Origin of the sequence: Variovorax sp. Varisp41, assembly GCF_047325085.1 — a bacterium.
In the GTDB taxonomy this organism is placed as follows: Bacteria; Pseudomonadota; Gammaproteobacteria; order Burkholderiales; family Burkholderiaceae_C; genus Variovorax.
This window is the reverse complement of record NZ_CP168541.1, coordinates 251840-264491: the sequence shown is the minus strand read 5'-3', so window position 1 is coordinate 264491 and position 12652 is coordinate 251840. Positions and strand designations below refer to the sequence as shown.

Below are 12652 nucleotides of genomic sequence, written 5' to 3'. Positions count from 1 at the left end.
CGCTATCACAAGGAGTGGTCAGATCGCATCCGCCGCTCCAGCACGGCCAGCACCGGCGCAAGCAGCACCACGATCAGCAACGGTGCCGCGGCGGCGCACATGGCGACCTTCACGCCCATCTGTTGCGCCAGCAGCGCTGCCGCGATCAGCGGCGCGGCGCTGCTGCCGAAGCGCGAGACCGCCCCCTTCCATCCGACCGCGGCGCTGCGCAGCGTGGCCGGATAGACGATGGGCGTGATGATGTTGAGCGACTGGTAGGTGCCGACGACGAAGAAGCCGGCGCTGACGATCACGGCGATGAAGCCCGCGCTGCCGAACGGGAAGACGCCGAGCCCGGCCAGCGACAGCGCGCCCAGCAGCGCATACACGGCGGTCACGGGATAGCGCCCGAAGCGGTCGATCACGAGGCCTGTGGACAGGCCGGCGGCGATGGATGCCAGCCCGGCCATCGATGCGTAGGCCGCATAGCTGGCGACCGGCACGCCCCCGAATTCATGGAAGAAGGCCGCGCCGATGCCGAACAGGTTCACGGCGATCTGCCCGCAGATGCAGGAGAACCAGAGCACCGCGGTGAAGAGCGCGCGGCGGTCGCCGAAGATCTCGACGATCGAGATGCGCGCGCCGGTTCGCCGCTGCGGTCCGCGAAGCCTGGTGCCGGCATCCACGGCGATGCCCAGCTTGCGCAGCGCCTTGAAGATGTCGGTCGGCTGTGCGCCGGTGCGCGCCAGATGCAGCGGCGACTCCGGCATCCACAGCACGATCGGCACGATCATCAGCAGCGGCGCCAATGCGCCGATCAGGTACATGCCCTGCCAGCCGATGCGATCGAGCGCGAGGGCCACGAGCCCGCTGGCGCCCACGGCGCCGATGGCCACGCCGGCATAGACGATGCCCACCATGGTCGAGCGACGCTTGACGGACGAGATGTCGGCCACCAGGCTGGCAGCGGCAGGCAGCAGGCCGCCGCCCAGCATGCCGGCGATGAAGCGCGTTGCCCCGAAGGTGGCGATCGAGCCGGCGAACACGCTCTGCAAGGTGGCGACCGAGAACAGTGCCAGCAGTGCGATCAGCATGCGCTTGCGGCCGAAGTGATCGGCCAGCGGCGACAGCAGCAGGCCACCGATCGCCTGCCCCATGGGCTGCAACGCGAAGGCGCCGGTCAGGCTGGCGGTCGGCACGCCGAGCGTCGATGCGATAGCGGGCAGCATCTGGCCGGTCACCGCCAGGTCGTAGCCGTCGATCAGCAGCACGAGGAACAGCGTGGCCACGGTGAGCACGTGGCCGCGCCGCACGGGCGAGGCGTCCAGCAGGCCGCCGAGGTCGATCCTGTCATTCATGGCGGGGCGCTTCAGATGCCCAGCTGCCGGGCCGCCAGGTCCTTGAGGATTTCCTCGGAGCCGCCGCCGATCATCATCACCTTGGCTTCGCGATAGATGCGTTCGGAGCGGGTGCCGCGCATGTACCCCATGCCGCCGAGGATCTGCACCGCCTGATCGGCGCAGAACTGCATGGCCTGCGTCGAAAGGATCTTCGCCATGCAGGCGCGCGCCACGAGCTGCTCGGGATCGCCATGCCGGTGCTCGAGCCGCCAAGCCAGCTCGTAGACGAGCGCGCGGGCGGCGTCGATCTTCAGCGCCATGTCCACGAGCTTGTGGCGAATGACCTGCCGCTGCGCGAGCGGTTGCCCGAAGGTCACGCGGTCGCGCGCCCAGGCCAGGGCCTCGTCGAGACAGGCCTGCGCGAAGGCGCAGGCGGCGGCCGACATCGACAGCCGCTCGCTGTTGAAGTTGGTCATGAAGACCTTAAAGCCCTGGTGCTCGGTGCCCAGCAGATGGCCGACCGGCACGCGCACGTCGTCGAAATGCAGATGCGCGGTGTCGGAGCACCACCAGCCCATCTTCTTGAGCGGCGTGCGCGTGAGTCCGGTCGAATCGGCATCGACCAGCAGGGCCGACACGCCCGCGGCGCCCTTCGAGCCCGCATCGGTGCGCACGGCCACGGTGATGAAGTCGGCGCGCATGCCGGAGGTGATGAAGGTCTTCTCGCCGTTCAGCACATAGTGCTCGCCCTCGCGCCGCGCGGCGCATTTGAGCGATGCAACGTCGGAACCGCCGCCGGGCTCGGTGACCGCCAGCGCGGCGATCTTGTCGCCGGCGAGCACGGGCGGCACCACGCGCCGCTTGAGTGCTTCGCTGCCATGCGCGGCCACGGGTGGCAGGCCGATGGTGTGCGACAGCAGCGAAGCCTGCACGCCGCCGCAGCCCGCGCGCGCCACCTCCTCGATCGCGACGAGGTAATGGAAGATGTCGGCCGCCGTGCCGCCGAGCGCTTCGTCGTAGCCGATGCCGAGGGCACCCAAGGCACCGAACTTGCGATAGAGCTCGCGAGGAAAGGTTTCGGCCTCGTCCCAGTCGTTCGCGAAAGGGACGATCTCGCGGTCGACGAATTCGCGCAGCGTCGATCGGAAGACTTCATGCTCGGCGCTGAAGTAGTGAGGGAGTGGACGTGTTTCGATCATCGTGCCCCCATCTTCTTGCGGCGCGAGATGGCCGTCTTGCGCGCAGCGGCTGGCGTGTTCGACGTCGGGTCGAAGGCCGATGGCTAGAGCGCCTGCGCGATGATGCGCAGCTTGCGCGAGCCCGCGATGATGTCTCGGGGCTTGAGCCCGTAGACCTGGCGGATCGAATGACTGAAATGCGTCGAATCGGGATAGCCGATGTCGAGCGCGACGTCAACCAGGCTGGCGTCCGTGTGCACATGGTGCAGCAGGCTGCGGGCCCGCTTCCACGCACGCACGTTGCGAAACGGAATGCCCACCTCTTCCTTGAACAGATGCCGGAAGCGCGAGATCGACAGGTTCACGCGCGAAGCGCATTCGTCGGAGGCAACGGCACCGGTCGGATCGGCCTTGATGCGCTCCAGCACGCTCGCGATGCGCTGGTCGAGCGCGCGCGCGGGCAACGCCGCGCCGAAGAAGCTCCGGTCGAAATCGCACGGGTGCAGGTCGAGCGCGCCGCCTTGCGAAGCAAGCCGGCGATGGACCTCGCGCACATGCGTCGCGAAGTCGGGTGCGTGCACCGCGCCGCACAGGCGCAAGAGCGGCGGCAGCCGGCTCGCGTCGACCGTCTCGGGCTCGATCAGCACGATGAGCACGTTGCGGCCCTCGCAGGCGATCTCGTAGGGCACGTAAGGCTGGACGATCGCGACTTCGGTCGCTTGCCATTCGCCCCCGTCGAGCCGCACGCGCAGTCGGCCATCGATCGCGACGTACGCGACGAGGGCCCCTTGCGTGTGCAGGCTTCGGGCGCCGAGAAGGCCGGCATAGAAGAGGCGGTCCTTCGTGATCCACATGACGCGGTCGGCGCTGGTGCAGCGCCCGGGAACGAAGGCGTCGTCGGCATCCGTCATGTCGCGTCCGCGCTCTTGCGATCCAGCGGGCTCAAGCACCCTTGGCGGGAATGATGGGCAACAGGATGAAGGGCTCGTTGCCCTGGTCGAAGTGCAGCGTGTTCTCGCCGCCGAAGACCTCGGGCGGCCGGTCCTGCGGATTCGCGTGGCGGAACGGACCGACGCCCGTCATCGGATAGGGCTGGTCCGAGAAGCCGGCGTCGCCGAGTCCGTGGTCGTAGTCGCAGCCTCGAACGTTGAGGGCCAGCGTGTAGCCCGGCGGAATCACGATGGAGGTCGGCAGGATCTCGATGTCGAGCACGACCGGCTCGCCCGGCACGAGCGGCTGCAGTTCGTCGTGCGTGTGGTACGGGCGGTAGGGCAGCGACTTCGCCGCATCGAGCTTGCGGTGCGAGGCGCGCAGCCATCCCAGTGCGATCGGCACGCGCGGATCGTTGGAGCCGACGAACAACACCTCCTTGCCGTCCGGTGCGTAAAGGCGCAGCGCCAGGAAGAGGTCGGCATCCGCCGTCCTGGAAGACACCACGAGCCGCGCCGCGATCGGGCCGGTGATCTCGATCTCCTCCCTGGCCGGCGGGAGCTTGAACATGAGCCCTTCGCCCATCGCCTGGTAGGCGATGCTGGCGCCGGTGGCCGGCGTGGTGCCCAGGGCGCGGGTGGCGGGCTCGAGGTAGTACTTCGTCCACTGGGTGCGGGCCAGCGGCCATTCCTGCTCGTCGCGGATCGTGAAGTGCTCGCCCGGCCGGCGGATCTGCAACTGCACCGGCGGCTGGCGGTCCCAGCCCGTGTCCTTGCCTTGCAGGAAGTGGGCGAGAAAGCGCTTCTGCAGCGCAAGACCCTCGGCCCGGTAGAAAGGGCTGAAGTGGCTGTTGCCATGCACCTCCAGCCACTTCTGGCTCGAGCCCGCGTCCAGATAGCCCTCGAAATTGCCGCGCGGATGCACGCCCATGCCGCCCCAGTTCGCGGCCGACAGCAGCGGCACCTCGATGCGGCTCACATCGGGCTTGCGCGAGGAATAGAACGCGTCGTCGAGCGGGCGGTTCAGCGACTCGTTGGCCATCTTGGGCGCGCGGTTCGCCGCCAGTTCCTCGTCCGACAGCGTTTGCGGACCGCAGACGAGCTCGCCGTTGTTCGGATTGCGCGCGCCGCGCTCGCCATAGCCGTGCTGGATGCGCAGCACCTGGCGCTCGTACCAGCCTTCGCCGAACTGCGAGTAGATGCCGCCGTGCCGCGCCGCATCGCGATAGCGATCGACGAAGCCTTCCCAGACGCAGATGGCGGCGAGGTGAGGAGGCCGCAGCGCGGCGACGTACCACTGGTTGCTCGCGTAGTAGGAGATGCCGTTCATCCCGATCTTGCCGTTGCTCCACGGCTGTGCCGCCGCCCATTCGATGCATTCGTAGATGTCCTTCGTCTCCTGCTCCGAGGTCGGGTCGAGCACGCCCGGCGAGCGGCCCGCGCCGCGGCTGTCGACGCGGATGCAGACGAAGCCGTCGGGCACCCACTTCTCGGGATCGACGACCTCCCAGTTCATGTACTTGTTCGACGAGCCTTCGGCGATGTCGGGGAAGTCGCGCACCATGCGGTCGTACGCGCTCTTGTAGCCCACCTGCATGGGCACGCCCTTGCCATAGGCGCCGTAGGAGAGCAGTGCCGCATGGCGGCCGGGTTCCGGCGGGAGAAAGACGTCGGCGCGCAGCACGACGCCGTCGCTCATCGGAATGGGCACATCCCAGAGGATGCGCATGCCGTCGGCATGGACGGCCTCGGGCATGTCGTTGGAAAGCGCGCCGTCGGCGCGGTTCGGGTTGGCTTGGTTCATGGTGATCTTTCCTTCTGAAACTCAACTGATCTGGATGCCCAGCGGCGGCAGGATCCTGGCGAAGCGGTCGATCTCCGCATCGACGAAGGCCTTGAAATCGCGCGGTGTCGTCGCCTCGAGCACGCCGCCGCCGTCCTGGATGTACTGCCGGTACTTCGGGTCCTGCCCGAGCTTGGCAAACATGGCGTGCAGCGAATTGGCCGTGGCTTCGTTCATGTTCTTCGGGCCCCAGATGCCCGACCAGGCGGGGATGTCGGGCACGTCCAGCCCGAGTTCGGCGAAGGTGGGCGTGTCGGGAACGATCGGCGAGCGCACGTTGCCCGAGAGGCCGAGCGCGCGCATCTGTTTGCCCTGGATCCAGCCCTGCGCGGAGACCGGCGCGAGGAAGGTGCAATCGACGACGCCCGAGACCAGGTCGTTGCTCGGCGCGCCCTTGTACGGGACATGGACCAGGTCGATGCCGGCGTTCCTGCAGAACAGCGAGGCCATGATGTGGGTGGGATTGCCCAGGCCCGAGTTCGCGATGGTGAGCTTGCCCGGCGATGCCTTCGCGGCATCGATGAACTGCTGCAGGGTCTTGAAGCGGGAGTTCGCTCCGACCAGCAGGGCCCATCCATAGTAGGTGGCCAGCCGCGTGATGGGCGTGAAGTCCGACTTCGAGTCGAAGGGCAGGTTCTTGTAGAGCACCGCGTTGGTCGTGTGGCCCGCGGAGTTCAGCAGCACCGTGTTGCCATCGGGCTTCGATCGCGACACGTCCAGCGATCCGATCACCGCGCCCGCGCCGGGCTTGTTGTCGATGATGACGTTGCGACCGCTCGTGGTCTCGAGGGTGTGTGCCAGCAGCCGTCCGGTGACGTCCATGCCCGATCCCGCGGGGAAGGGCACGACGATGCGCAGCACATCCGACTTGGCCGGCTGGGCCATCGCCGGCAATGCGCTGCCGAGTGCCGCGCTGAGGAGGGTCCTGCGATTGATGTTGCTCATTGCCTTGTCTCCGTACTTGTTTTTCGAGGTGCCACTTCGCGCATCGGCGCCAGGTGTGCCGCTAGCGGGGCGAGAACGAGGTCGGTTTCAGGATCTGCGACTCCTGCTGCCGCAGCGCGCCCAGTTCCTTCGAACGCGCCCTGTATTCCTGCCAGGCCGGATCGGCCTCCATGGCCGAGCGCCGTTGCTCGCGGTCGGCCAGGCTGTCGAATCGCCACAGATGCACGATCTGGTTCAGCGGGCCGATCTCGCTGACGTAGAAGCCGACGAGGCCTCCCAGGTACTTGTTCTGCAACGGCAGCGCCATGCGCTCGTAGAGCTGCAGGAAGTCGGCGACGCGCCCGGGTTCGGCGGTGTAGGTCCTGAGCTCGAAGATCATGGTTGCGCCTCGTTCTCCACGGGGTTCGACAGCACGCCGATGCCTTCGATCTCGATCTCGATGGTGTCGCCGGCCTTCATCCACACGGGCGGCTTGCGCGCATAGCCGACGCCCGCGGGCGTGCCCATCACGATCACGTCGCCCGGCTCGAGCGTGAGCGCCTCGGTGAGCAGGCACAGCGTTTCGGCCACCGGAAACAGCATCCGTGCGGTGTTGCTGCTCTGCATGACCGTGCCGTTGAGGCGCGATTCGATCTTCAGCCCCGCGGCACCGGGCGGCAGGTCTGACGCGGGCACCAGCCAGGGCCCCAGGGCGCCGGTGGCATCGAAGTTCTTGCCGATGGTCCACTGCGCGGTCTTGCGCTGGTAGTCGCGCAGCGTGGCATCGTTGAAACAGGCATAGCCGGCCACGGCCTCGAGCGCGTCGGCTTCGCTCAGGTGGCGCGAGGTTTTGCCGATCACCACGGCCAGCTCGGCCTCGAAGTCGAGCTGGCTCGAAACGCGCGGCTGCCGGATCGCCGCGCCGTGCGCCACGAGCGAGGACGCACCGCGCAGAAAGAAGCTGGGGTAGTCGGGCCGCTGGTTGCCGCCTTCGGCCGCGTGGTCCGCGTAGTTGAGCCCCAGGCAGATGATCTTGCCGGGCCGCGGCACCACGGGCAGCAGCCTCGCGCTGCCGAGCGGGATGCGGGCCGAGGCGGGCGCGGCGGCGGCCTCCTTCGCGGCGGCGGCGAAGCCGGCCGCGCCGCGGGTGCAAAGGGCCTCCATGTCACCGGGCAGTGTGACGATGGCGCCATCGATGACCGCGCCCAGGCGGGGCGTCGGATCGGAGTCGGTACGGAAAGTGACGAAGTTCATGGGCTTGCGAGAGGAAGGAGATCGATCAGGAGGTTTTCAGCCCGGCACCGACCGAACGCATCAGCGCATGCAGCGCGCCGTGGCCCTCGAAGCCGATGCCGGGCCGCTGCGGCGGATGCACGAAGCCGTCCTCGACCCGCGTGTCGTCCGCAAAGCCGCCGAAGGAGCCGAACACGCCGGGATAGGCCTCGCAGCCGCCGAGGCCCAGGCCGGCCACCAGTGCCAGCGACATCTGGTTGCCGCCGTGCGGGAAATGGCTGCCGGGCCCCCACCCCTGCGCCTCGAGCGCCAGCGCCATGCTGGCGAAGGCATGCAGGCCGTACGACTGCGGCGGGTCGACCTGGATCAGGTCCTTCCCGCTGCGCCAGCCGCCGAGGCGCACGAGGTTGGTCACCTCCTGGTTGCCATAGAGGTTCTCGCCGACCGCAAGCGGTGGCGCGTACACCGAGGCCAGCTCGGCCATCAGCGCATAGTCGTTGGGATCGCAGGGCTCCTCGAACCAGCGCAGGTCGTACGGCGCCAGCGCCTTCGCATAGACGAGCGCCTCGTCGCGCTGGAACTTGCAGTTGGCATCGACCGCGAGGTGGCTGCTGTCGGGCAGCACGCCGAGCGCGCAATCGATACGGCGCAGGTCTTCGTCGAGCGATGCTCCGCCCACCTTGATCTTCACGTGGGTGTAGCCGGCGGCCTGGTGGCCGCGGATCTCGTCGGCCACGTCCTGCGGCACGCCGCCCGGGCGATACCAGCCGCCGCCCACATACACGGAGACCTTGCGCTGCATGGTCCCGCCGCGATAGCGCCGCGCCAGCACTTCCGCGGTCGGAAGGTCCTGCGCCTTGCCGATGGCATCCCACAGCGCGGTCTCGATGGTGCCGATGGCGATCGAGCGTTCGGCATGGCCGCCCGGCTTCTCGCCGACGAGCATCGCCGCCACGGCCCTGGCCGGATCGAGCACCCCGTCGCCGTCGAGCAGCGACTCGGGCCGGGCCCGCAACAGCCGGGGGAAGAAGCGCTCGCGCATCGGCTGCCCGCAGGCGTAGCGGCCGGTGGAGTTGAACGCGTAGCCGGTGACCGGCGTCCTGCCGCTGCCCGGGTCCAGCCGTACCGCGACGATCGAGGTCGTCATCTCGGCGAAGGAGAACACGGCGTTGCGCATGGTGCTCTGCACCGGAAAAGCCGCTTCCTGGAGGTCGATGATCCGCATGATGCTTTCTGTGTGTCCTGAATTTTTGTGAGCCGTCTCAGCGCGACGGCTCGATGCCGGCCGCCCGGATGAACTTGCCGTAGCGCGCCTGTTCCTCGTCGATGTGCTTGCGGAAGGCTTCGGGGCTGGCCGGTGCCGCGGGAAGGAAACCCATGGCCAGCAGCCGCTCGCGCGCCTCGGGCTGGCGCAGCACCTCGCCGACATCGGCGTTGATCTTCTGCACGATGGCCGCGGGCGTGGCGGCCGGCGCCACGAACCCCAGCCAGGCGCCATAGCGAAAGCCCGGGAAGCCGGACTCGGCCATGGTCGGGACCCTGGGCAGCACGGCCAGCCTTTCCGAAGTGCCGACGGCCAGCGGCACGAGCCGGCCCGACTGCAGGAACGGCAGCACGGCCGAGACGCCGGCGAACATCACCTGCACCTGGTCGCCCACGACCGCCGTGGCGGCTTCCGCCGCGCCCTTGTAAGGCACGTGCAGCATCCGGATGCCCGCGCTGCGCATCAGGATCTCCATCGGGAGATGCTGGGCGCTGGCGACGCCGCTGGAGCTGAAGTTGATCTCGCCGGGCCTGGCCTTGGCGGCCTCCACCAGCTCCTTGACCGAACGCACCTTCAAGCTGGGCGACGCGACCAGCACGAAAGGGGTTTCGCCGATCAGCGCGATCGGCGCGAAATCCTTGAGGGGGTCGTAGGGCAGCCTGGCATACAGCGCCGGATTGGCCGCCAGCGTGGTGTCGTTGGGCACCAGCAGCGTGTAGCCGTCGGCCGGCGCGCGGGCGACCTGCTGCGCGCCGATGATGCTGTTGGCACCGACCTGGTTGTCGACCACCGTGCCCTGGCCCCAGCGCTGCGCGAGCTTGCCCGCCATGAAGCGCGAGGCCATGTCCGCGCCCGCGCCGGCCGCGAACGGCACGACGATGCGCACGGGCTTCTCGGGATAGTCGGCGTGGGCCGGGGTGCCCAGTGCAAGCACGGACAGCGCCAGGGCTGCGCAACGCAACGCGGTCTTGATCATCCTTGTCTCCATCTTTCTTGTCTGGCTGGCGGGCCCTGCGATCGCGCCCCGTCCGGCAGGCGCAATTCTGGAGGGGTTGATACCAACGCAAAAGAAGAGATTTCAGCTGCCATCCATCTAAAATTTAGCTGGAACGGCTCTGGAGACGAAACATGGATCTGCGGCAGGTGCGCTACTTCCTGACGGTGGCGGAGAAGGGAAGCATCAGTGCCGCCGCGGCGGTATTGCACGTGGCGCAGTCCGCGATCAGCCGACAGATGCGCCTGCTCGAGGAAGACCTGGGCGGCCCCCTCTTCCACCGGAGCATCGCGGGGGTGCAGCTCACCGACAGCGGCCTGATGTTCCTGGAACGCGCGCGCTTCATCCTGCGCGAGGTGGAGAGCACGACCCTGGACGTCTCCAACTTCAACCGCGGCATGCGCGGCTTTCATCGCGACGTGCGCGGCACGGTGCGGATGTCGTCGGCGCCCACGGTCGGGCAGGCGATCCACGGCCGCCTCGCGCTGGACTTCCGCCAGCGCTTTCCGCAGGTCCGGCTGGAGCTGACGGAAAGTCCCACCGACGACGCATTGCATCGGCTGACGGCCGGCACCATCGAACTGGCGATCGTGTCGAATCCCGGCAACCAGGAGCACGTCCATTTCACGCCGCTCGCGCGGCAGGAAATCGCGGTCTTCTGTCTTCCCGGCTCAAAGCTGGCCGCGCGTTCGAGCGTTCACGCACGCGAGCTGCGCAAGCTGCCGATCATCATTTCGCTGGGCCTGCGGCACAGCCTCGAGACCGAACACGGGGTGATGCAGCCGGTCATCCAGATCGACGGCAACGAAGGGGCCGCGCAACTCACTCGGGCGGACCTCGGCGTTGCCGTGCTGCCGAAATCCGTGGTGCGAACCTCGAGCATCTGGCAAGGCCTCGTGGCCGTGCCGGTGCGCGGCTTCTCGGTGGCCCGCATGCTCGCGGTGGCCAAGGGGCGGCCGGTCAGCCTGGCCGCGAAGGTCTTTCGCAGTGCCGTCGAGGAACAGATGGCGCTTTGCGTGGGGGAAGGACTCTTCCTGCCACCGTGACGCGAATCGGCCGCCAGAGGCCGATTCCGCCTGCCGTTCTCAGCCCGCGATCGAAGGCAGCGACGCGCCCTGCGGCGCGATGCGCGGCCCCACCACGATGCGCTGCGGTCGCTCCGCGCGCGGCGTCACGGGCAGCGCCTCCGGCCGGACGGCGGGCATCGTTGCGGGCGTGCCGAGCGCGCCCCACAGCGCAGCAAAGCGCACATCGGCTTCCTTGCGCAGCCGCGCGATCTGCTCGATGTCGGTGGACGCCGGCTTCAGGCGCCCTCCGCGCGTGCGCTGGTGCAGGCAGTGGATGGCCGCCTGGGCCTCGTCCTCCGCTCCCACCCAAGCCGCGAAAGCGGCATCCCGGTCGTCTTGCATGGCTTGGTCCTCAACAGTGAGCGTGATGGTGGGAGAAAGTGATGGCGCGGTCCGATCACGCGCTGGACGACGCTATCGATTCCAGGCGCCGCTTCCTGTAGGCCAGCGCCGCCTCGCCTTGCCGGCCAGGGACCGTCGGCCCTGAATCCTGGTCGCGCCGACGGCGCCGTGTCAGGCCGGGCGACAGCGTGTAGGCATGGACTGATTGCGCGGGCCCCGAAGGCCTGTGACTATTTTTTCGGCACCGGGCTCCCGCGCCCCGCGCGCCACCCGGACCGTTCCGTGCACCCGCCCGGATTCCCTTCATGAAGACCTCGAGGACAAGCATATGACCCAGTTGAGCGTCGACCTCTACCAAAGCAGCACCGACCCGCAGAAATTCCTGGCCCTGCCGGCCGGCACCGACCCCACCGAGGTCACGGGGCCTATGGTCTTCGACCAGGACTATGCGCAGGTCGTGCGCTACCAGCAGGCCTTCGAGTTCGATCCCTCGGAGTCTTATGCGGGCGTCAACGCCGCCAAGATCGCGGCCGACATCCTGACCGTGAAATGGTCGACCTACCATCGCGAGCCCGTGCCGAAGGGGGGTGGGCGGCAAGGCTGAGCCGTCCGTCTCAGGTGCTGCCGATCCGCCGGGCCTCGGCCTCGATCACGAGCCGGTCGATGCGCTCGTCGGGCAGGTTGACCAGCAGCTCCACATGCCGGCGGATCGCATGCATGGTTTGCACGAAGGCGTCGTCGCCGAGCTCGTTGCCCGGCGCGCGCGGATCGGGATGCGACCAGTGCGCCGAGGCGGGCTGGCCCGGCCAGACCGGGCAGGTCTCGCCCGCGGATTCGTCGCACAGCGTGACCACGAGGTCCATGTGCGGGGCCGAGGCCGTGCCGAATTCCTCCCAGCTCTTGCTGCGCAGTCCTTCGGTCGGCAGACCCGCGCCACGCAGCGCCTCGAGCGTGCGCGGATCGGCCTGGCCGTCGGCCGTGGGCGCATGGCCCGCGGAATGCGCGACGAAGCGGCCGTGGCCCAGTTGGTCGAGCAGCGATTCGGCGATCAGGCTGCGCGCGGCGTTGCTGTTGCAGAGGAACAGGACGTGGACGGGATGGCCAGGATTCATGGCGTGACGCGAGGCCGCGCGTCGCGGCCCGGTTTGTTGCGGACCCGGGCATTGACGCCGCTTCCGATGACGCACGCATGACAGCCCCGCGCCGGCGTGTGTAGTGCCGGCGTCACCTTCGCTGCGCACGATGGCGTCTTTCTCCACCTCACCGAAAGCACCGCATGTCCAACGACGCCAAGCTCATCGCCGCCGCCGAACTCGCCGACCACTACATCGAGATCATCCTGTCGGAAGAACCGGCCCTGCTGGTCGAGAAGATCGCCGACCAGGGCGCCAAGGACATCGCCAAGTCGGCCAAGGCACTGGCCGAGTTCCGCCTGCAGCTGGCGAAGGCGCTGGCCGAGCAGCCGATCCCCGAGTACTTCGAGGAATCGGAAGAGGAAGAAGAAGAGGAGTCGGCCGAAGACGGCAAGGACGAGCACGCCGACAAGTAAGCGACCCGCT

At 68.3% G+C, this 12652-nt stretch carries 14 protein-coding genes; 3 read left to right on the top strand and 11 right to left on the bottom strand.

All coding sequences use genetic code 11. The features are described 5' to 3' along the window. Positions 1 to 5: 5 nt before the first annotated feature. The 9 genes from ACEN9J_RS32395 to ACEN9J_RS32355 all read right to left on the bottom strand — a co-directional run bounded on the left by ACEN9J_RS32395 (position 6) and on the right by ACEN9J_RS32355 (position 9666). Entirely contained in the window at positions 6 to 1337 is a 1332-nt protein-coding gene (locus tag ACEN9J_RS32395; protein ID WP_296729496.1) for an MFS transporter, read from the bottom strand. An 11-nt stretch (positions 1338 to 1348) separates the two neighbouring features. Further along, entirely contained in the window at positions 1349 to 2518 is a 1170-nt protein-coding gene (locus tag ACEN9J_RS32390; RefSeq protein ID WP_057592642.1) for an acyl-CoA dehydrogenase family protein, read from the bottom strand. Between the two features lie 83 nt (positions 2519 to 2601). Further along, positions 2602 to 3408 carry a helix-turn-helix transcriptional regulator gene (locus ACEN9J_RS32385; RefSeq protein WP_296729492.1) on the bottom strand — a complete coding sequence of 269 codons (807 nt, stop codon included), beginning with the start codon at positions 3406 to 3408 and terminating at the stop codon, positions 2602 to 2604. A gap of 31 nt (positions 3409 to 3439) precedes the next feature. Then, positions 3440 to 5230 carry a CocE/NonD family hydrolase gene (locus ACEN9J_RS32380; protein ID WP_296729490.1) on the bottom strand — a complete coding sequence of 597 codons (1791 nt, stop codon included), beginning with the start codon at positions 5228 to 5230 and terminating at the stop codon, positions 3440 to 3442. Between the two features lie 21 nt (positions 5231 to 5251). Next, positions 5252 to 6214, bottom strand: coding sequence for a Bug family tripartite tricarboxylate transporter substrate binding protein (locus ACEN9J_RS32375; protein ID WP_296729488.1), 963 nt, complete (start codon positions 6212 to 6214; stop codon positions 5252 to 5254). A gap of 61 nt (positions 6215 to 6275) precedes the next feature. Next, on the bottom strand, positions 6276 to 6593 hold the full coding sequence (locus tag ACEN9J_RS32370) for an NIPSNAP family protein (RefSeq protein ID WP_296729486.1): 318 nt from the start codon (positions 6591 to 6593) through the stop codon (positions 6276 to 6278). Next, positions 6590 to 7447 (bottom strand): fumarylacetoacetate hydrolase family protein, encoded by an 858-nt coding sequence (locus tag ACEN9J_RS32365; RefSeq protein WP_413765322.1) that lies wholly within the window; start codon positions 7445 to 7447, stop codon positions 6590 to 6592. The genes ACEN9J_RS32370 and ACEN9J_RS32365 overlap by 4 nt, the downstream gene beginning before the upstream one ends. A 25-nt stretch (positions 7448 to 7472) precedes the next feature. Then, the gene (locus tag ACEN9J_RS32360; RefSeq protein WP_413765321.1) at positions 7473 to 8651 is read right to left on the bottom strand and encodes an enolase C-terminal domain-like protein; all 1179 of its coding nucleotides are present in this window, start codon (positions 8649 to 8651) and stop codon (positions 7473 to 7475) included. Positions 8652 to 8688: 37 nt separating this feature from the next. Next, positions 8689 to 9666: a Bug family tripartite tricarboxylate transporter substrate binding protein gene (locus ACEN9J_RS32355; RefSeq protein WP_413765320.1), complete on the bottom strand. Its 978-nt coding sequence runs from the start codon at positions 9664 to 9666 to the stop codon at positions 8689 to 8691. Positions 9667 to 9818: 152 nt separating this feature from the next. Here ACEN9J_RS32355 and ACEN9J_RS32350 point away from each other — a divergent pair, with 152 nt between their 5' ends. Further along, a complete protein-coding gene (locus tag ACEN9J_RS32350; RefSeq protein WP_057592635.1) occupies positions 9819 to 10730 on the top strand; it encodes a LysR family transcriptional regulator in 912 nt (303 codons plus the stop codon). A gap of 39 nt (positions 10731 to 10769) precedes the next feature. Here ACEN9J_RS32350 and ACEN9J_RS32345 read toward each other — a convergent pair whose 3' ends face one another. Then, a complete protein-coding gene (locus ACEN9J_RS32345) occupies positions 10770 to 11093 on the bottom strand; it encodes a hypothetical protein (RefSeq protein WP_057592634.1) in 324 nt (107 codons plus the stop codon). 328 nt (positions 11094 to 11421) lie between these two features. On the opposite strand from ACEN9J_RS32345, the gene ACEN9J_RS32340 reads away from it, so the two are divergent. After that, positions 11422 to 11697, top strand: a complete 276-nt coding sequence (locus ACEN9J_RS32340) for a hypothetical protein (protein ID WP_057592633.1) — start codon at positions 11422 to 11424, stop codon at positions 11695 to 11697. A gap of 10 nt (positions 11698 to 11707) precedes the next feature. On the opposite strand, the gene ACEN9J_RS32335 is transcribed toward ACEN9J_RS32340, so the two are convergent. After that, on the bottom strand, positions 11708 to 12205 hold the full coding sequence (locus tag ACEN9J_RS32335; protein ID WP_296729476.1) for an arsenate reductase ArsC: 498 nt from the start codon (positions 12203 to 12205) through the stop codon (positions 11708 to 11710). 164 nt (positions 12206 to 12369) lie between these two features. Between ACEN9J_RS32335 and ACEN9J_RS32330 the strand changes: the two genes are divergently transcribed. Then, positions 12370 to 12642 carry a hypothetical protein gene (locus ACEN9J_RS32330; RefSeq protein ID WP_413765319.1) on the top strand — a complete coding sequence of 91 codons (273 nt, stop codon included), beginning with the start codon at positions 12370 to 12372 and terminating at the stop codon, positions 12640 to 12642. The last annotated feature ends 10 nt before the right edge of the window (positions 12643 to 12652 follow it).